This window comes from Candidatus Deferrimicrobiaceae bacterium (genome assembly GCA_035256765.1).
Taxonomy (GTDB): domain Bacteria; phylum Desulfobacterota; class Deferrimicrobia; order Deferrimicrobiales; family Deferrimicrobiaceae; genus CSP1-8.
Window position 1 is genome coordinate 1 of sequence record DATEXR010000155.1, and the last position, 4,426, is coordinate 4,426.

5 protein-coding genes are annotated in these 4,426 nt (G+C 63.1%); 3 read left to right on the forward strand and 2 right to left on the reverse strand.

The features are described 5' to 3' along the window. The first annotated feature begins 47 nt into the window (after positions 1–47). Both VJ307_05350 and VJ307_05355 read left to right on the forward strand, forming a co-directional pair. Positions 48–281: a dodecin family protein gene (locus tag VJ307_05350; protein HJX73566.1), complete on the forward strand. Its 234-nt coding sequence runs from the start codon at positions 48–50 to the stop codon at positions 279–281. 464 nt (positions 282–745) lie between these two features. Then, on the forward strand, positions 746–1,486 hold the full coding sequence (locus VJ307_05355; protein ID HJX73567.1) for a TerC family protein: 741 nt from the start codon (positions 746–748) through the stop codon (positions 1,484–1,486). A gap of 143 nt (positions 1,487–1,629) precedes the next feature. Here VJ307_05355 and ydiK read toward each other — a convergent pair whose 3' ends face one another. Both ydiK and VJ307_05365 read right to left on the reverse strand, forming a co-directional pair. Continuing rightward, a complete protein-coding gene (gene ydiK / locus VJ307_05360; protein HJX73568.1) occupies positions 1,630–2,727 on the reverse strand; it encodes an AI-2E family transporter YdiK in 1,098 nt (365 codons plus the stop codon). 195 nt (positions 2,728–2,922) lie between these two features. Then, entirely contained in the window at positions 2,923–3,507 is a 585-nt protein-coding gene (locus tag VJ307_05365) for a TIGR00730 family Rossman fold protein (protein HJX73569.1), read from the reverse strand. A 110-nt stretch (positions 3,508–3,617) separates the two neighbouring features. On the opposite strand from VJ307_05365, the gene cysK reads away from it, so the two are divergent. After that, positions 3,618–4,426 (forward strand): cysteine synthase A (gene cysK, locus VJ307_05370; GenBank protein ID HJX73570.1); only part of this gene is annotated, 809 nt, incomplete at its 3' end.

The window sequence follows — 4,426 nt, forward strand, 5'->3', positions numbered from 1 at the left end:
ATATGGGGAATCCCCTGCGGTAAACCCTCCTGGTGAAAGGAGTCGTCATGTCGGCCACATCGGAGAAAGGCGCGGCAGGGTCGGTCGCGAAGGTAGTGGAAATCACGGCATCGTCGCCCAAGAGCTTCGAGGATGCGATCCGTTCGGGGGTCGCCCGCGCCTCGAAGACGCTCGAGGGGATCCAGGGAGCCTGGATCAAGGAACAGAAAATCATTGTAACAGGAGGGAAAGTCACCGAATTCCGTGTGAACATGAGTGTGACCTTTCTCCTGAAGGATTGATCCCGGTCCGGGGGGACACGATCACCGGCAGGAATCGTTCCTTGAAATGACGCGCTAAGAAATCCGCAGGTGGCAACCGGCGGACTTGGAGGATGGGGCGAGAACGGCCCCGGACTTTTTCCTCTGCTTCCCTTCCGGTCCGGCAGGCAGGGAAAGGAGCCGAAGCTTCCCCCAGGGATGCGGATCAGGTATTTCGTTCCTTCCTCCATCCGGCTTCCCGTCTGGAACGTCCCGCAGCGGGATTCGACGATGTGCCTGGCGATGGGAAGCCCCAGGCCGGGTCCCCCGAGTTCGCGGGACCTCGCCTTGTCGACCCGGTAGAACCGTTCGATAGGAATCTCCTTTTTCTCTCGTCGCGGCCGGGAGGGGGACTCGCCTCTTCCGGAGAGTCCGTACGGACTGCAAACCCCGTGCAGACAACGACCATTCGGAGGGCGAAAAAGGAGAGTCCCCGGAGGTAACGCATGGAAATCCTGCTCGACCCTCACCTCTGGGCCAGTCTGCTGACCCTGACGGTCCTGGAAATCATCCTGGGCATCGACAATCTGATCTTCATCTCCCTCGTGTCCAACCGCCTGCCGGCGTCCCAACAGAGCCGCGCGCGCCGTACCGGCCTGGCGCTGGCGGTGATCACCCGGTTGCTGTTGCTTGCCGGCATGGCGTGGTTGGTGGGGCTGACGAAGCCGCTTTTCGCCGTGTTCGGACATTCCGTCTCCCTGCGCGATGTCATCTTGGCTGCTGGCGGACTCTTCCTGCTGGCCAAAGGGACCGTGGAGATCCACGCCACCGTGGAAGGGGTCGAGGAGGAGATCCGCCAATCCCGCGTTTCCGGGTTCGTGGCGGCAATCGCCCAGATCCTCGTCCTGGACGTCGTTTTTTCCCTGGACAGCGTCATCACAGCCATCGGGATGGCGAAGCATCTGCCTGTGATGGCGGGGGCCATCATCATCGCCATCGCCATCATGCTGTTGGCCTCGGAGTCCCTGAGCCGTTTCGTGAATGCCCACGTTTCGGTCAAGCTCCTGGCGCTGAGCTTCCTGATCCTCGTCGGCATGGCGCTGATAGCCGACGGCATCGGGTTCCACATACCGCGGGGGTACCTCTACTTCGCGATCGCTTTTTCCGCCTTCGTGGAGTTCCTTAACCTGCGGTCGGCGAAACGGCGAAGGATGAAGGCGTCGCTCCCGGTGCAGGAGCCGCCCTGATCCGGGATGTCCCGCTTCCGGGCGGGCTAGCACGGAACCCTGATGACAACAGGTCGGTTGTTCGGGGGTGTTTCCCCGCCAATGGGACCACCGGGGGTGGACCGTGTTGGTCCGGCTCCGATGGGGGTTCCCGACACCCCGCTTCAGTCGCCCTCTGCCGCCTCCTCCTCGCGCCCGTCACCCAGCACCCAGGACTTGAGCAGGGCGTAAGAGACCGCAAGGACCACCGGCCCGATGAAGATACCGAGGATGCCGAAGGCGACGAGGCCTCCGATGACGCCCGCAAAGATCATGACCAGCGGCAGGTCTGCCCCTTTCCGGATGAGAACGGGACGGATTACGTTGTCGATGGTGACGGCGATGATCGACACGACGAGCAGGAGGGTCCCCCACAGCGCCCCGTCCTTCCCGTAGAGCCAGATCACGGCAGGAATCAGCACGAGAGCCGGACCGGCTTGCGCCAGGCAGAGCATGAACATCACCGCCGTCAGCACCCCCGGGGCGGGCACACCGGTGATGACGAGGCCGATGCTGCCGATGGACGTCTGGATAATCGCGGTTACGACGATCCCGAGCGCCACCCCCCGTATCGCCTTTGCGGACAGGTTGACGGCATCCTCTCCCTGCCTTCCGGCGAGGCGCCGCGCGAAACTGCGGACCCCCGAGGCCGCCGCTTCGCCCTTGGCATAGAGGATCGCGGAGACGATCACGATCAGAAGGAACTGGAGGAACATCATCAGGAGGCTGCCGGCCTGTGCCGCAAACCAGCGCAAGGCTTTTCCCGCGTAGGGCGTCAGCAGCGCGGAGAGTTCCTCCCGGGGGAGGGCCGCATACTGCCTCCAGGTGGCCGCGACTTTCGGCCCGGCTATCGGAATACGGTCGAGCCAGCCCGGCGGGGATGGGATGGGAAACGCCGCCAGCGACTTGCCCAAGGCCGCGATATCGCCCACCTTGTCGACGATGACGGAGACGGCCAGGGAAAAGGGGACGATGATGACCAGCAGGAGCAAAACGGTCATCACGGTCACGGCGAACCAGCGTTTGTCGAGAACCCGCGCCTGGAGTCCCAGGAGGACCGGCCACGTGGTGACGACGATCGTGGTCGCCCAGAGGATGGCGGTGAGGAAAGGCAGGAGGATCCAGAAACTCGCGGCGATGAGCGTGCCGATGAAGAGCGCACCCAGCAACGTACGGGTCAGATCCAATGTCACAGGGGATTTCGCGTTCATATCCGGATTCATTTTACATCGCTCGAGGTTGACCCGCAATTCTCACCAGGCTTCTGCTGCGGCGGCGGAACCAGGCATGTCTACTGCGTTGCGCTCGGTCGGGCTCCTCGACGTAGTGTCCACTACGTCTCCGGGCCCCTCGGTCGCGCGCCTTGTATCCATGCCCGTCTCCACCGCCTCGCGACGAACCCTGGTGAGAAATGCGGGCTACGACCGGAAAAGGCGGGGGATGGCGCCGGCCGGGTCCCGGCGGCGCAACAGGGTGTCCACGACCAGGGCGGCGGAATCGACGACCTCCACGAGACCAAGGTTCTCGCGCGATACCATGCGATGGTTTTCCGCGCGGAGGAAGAAGGCAAGGATCGGGTCGAACCATCCTCCGGTGTTGGCCACGACGATCGGCTTCGCATGCAGGCCGAGCTGCTTCCAGGTGAGGATCTCGAAAAATTCGTCCAATGTCCCGAAGCCGCCCGGCAGGACCGCGAAGGCGTCGGCCCTCCGGCTCATCTCGATCTTGCGCTCGTGCATCGATCCTGTGACGATCATTTCCGTGAGGCCCTCGTGGGCGAGTTCCTCCGTGCGAAGGAACTCCGGAATGACGCCGATCACTCCCCCCCCCTTTTCGAGAATCCGGTCCGCGAGGACTCCCATGAGGCCTACGGAGCCGCCTCCGTAGACCAGCGTGATCTTTTCGTCGACCAACCGGTCGGCGAGTGCGATCGCGTCGCTTCGGAAAAGTTCGGGAACCAGATTGCTCGAGCTGCAGAATACGCACAGCGTCTGAATTTCCATCCAGAAAAGATACTGCCAATCCAGGGAAATGGGAAGCGGGGAAGATCCCATTGACACACGGGGGGGGATTAAATACTATTAAACACATCGATTATATCGGGAGGATCGCCATGTCCAGATGGTTCCAGGACAACTCGTTATCGATCGGGAGAACCCCCCTCGTGAAGTTCAACCGGATCGTCGACGGGGCGAAAGCGACGGTGCTGGGGAAGGTCGAGGGGCGCAACCCGGCGTATTCGGTAAAGTGCCGTATCGGCGCTTCGATGGTATGGGATGCGGAGAAGAGGGGACTTCTCGGTCCGGGGAAGACGATCGTGGAGCCCACTTCCGGGAACACGGGGATCGCCCTGGCCTATGTGGCCGCCGCGCGGGGGTACGAGATCATCCTCACCATGCCGGACACGATGAGCATCGAGCGCCGGATGGTGCTGAAGGCCTTCGGCGCGGAGCTGGTTCTGACGGAAGGGGCGAAGGGGATGAAAGGGGCGATCGACAAGGCGAACGAGATCGTCGCGTCGGACCCCTCGAAACATTACCTGCCGCAGCAGTTCCAGAACCCCGCCAACCCCCAGGTCCACGAGGACACCACCGGGCCGGAAATCTGGGAGGACACGGAAGGGGAGATCGACGTGCTCGTCTCCGGCATCGGCACGGGGGGGACGATCACCGGAGTCTCCCGGTTCATCAAGAAGACGAAGGGAAAGCAGATCCTCTCCGTGGCGGTCGAACCGATCCACAGCCCCGTCATCACCCAGACGCTGCGGGGGGAGCCGCTGAAGCCGGGCCCCCACAAGATCCAGGGGATCGGGGCGGGGTTCATCCCCGACGTGCTCGACCTCTCGCTGGTCGACAGGGTGGAGACCGTCACCAACGAGGAGTCGATCGAGTTCGCACGGCGCCTCTCGCGGGAGGAAGGCAT

Excerpts from the sequence above, each read along its gene's own strand:
- VJ307_05350 (HJX73566.1), top strand. The coding sequence starts at position 48 with ATGTCGGCCACATCGGAGAAAGGCGCGGCAGGGTCGGTCGCGAAGGTA.
- VJ307_05355 (HJX73567.1), top strand. The coding sequence starts at position 746 with ATGGAAATCCTGCTCGACCCTCACCTCTGGGCCAGTCTGCTGACCCTG.
- ydiK (HJX73568.1), bottom strand. The coding sequence starts at position 2,727 with ATGAATCCGGATATGAACGCGAAATCCCCTGTGACATTGGATCTGACC.
- VJ307_05365 (HJX73569.1), bottom strand. The coding sequence starts at position 3,507 with ATGGAAATTCAGACGCTGTGCGTATTCTGCAGCTCGAGCAATCTGGTT.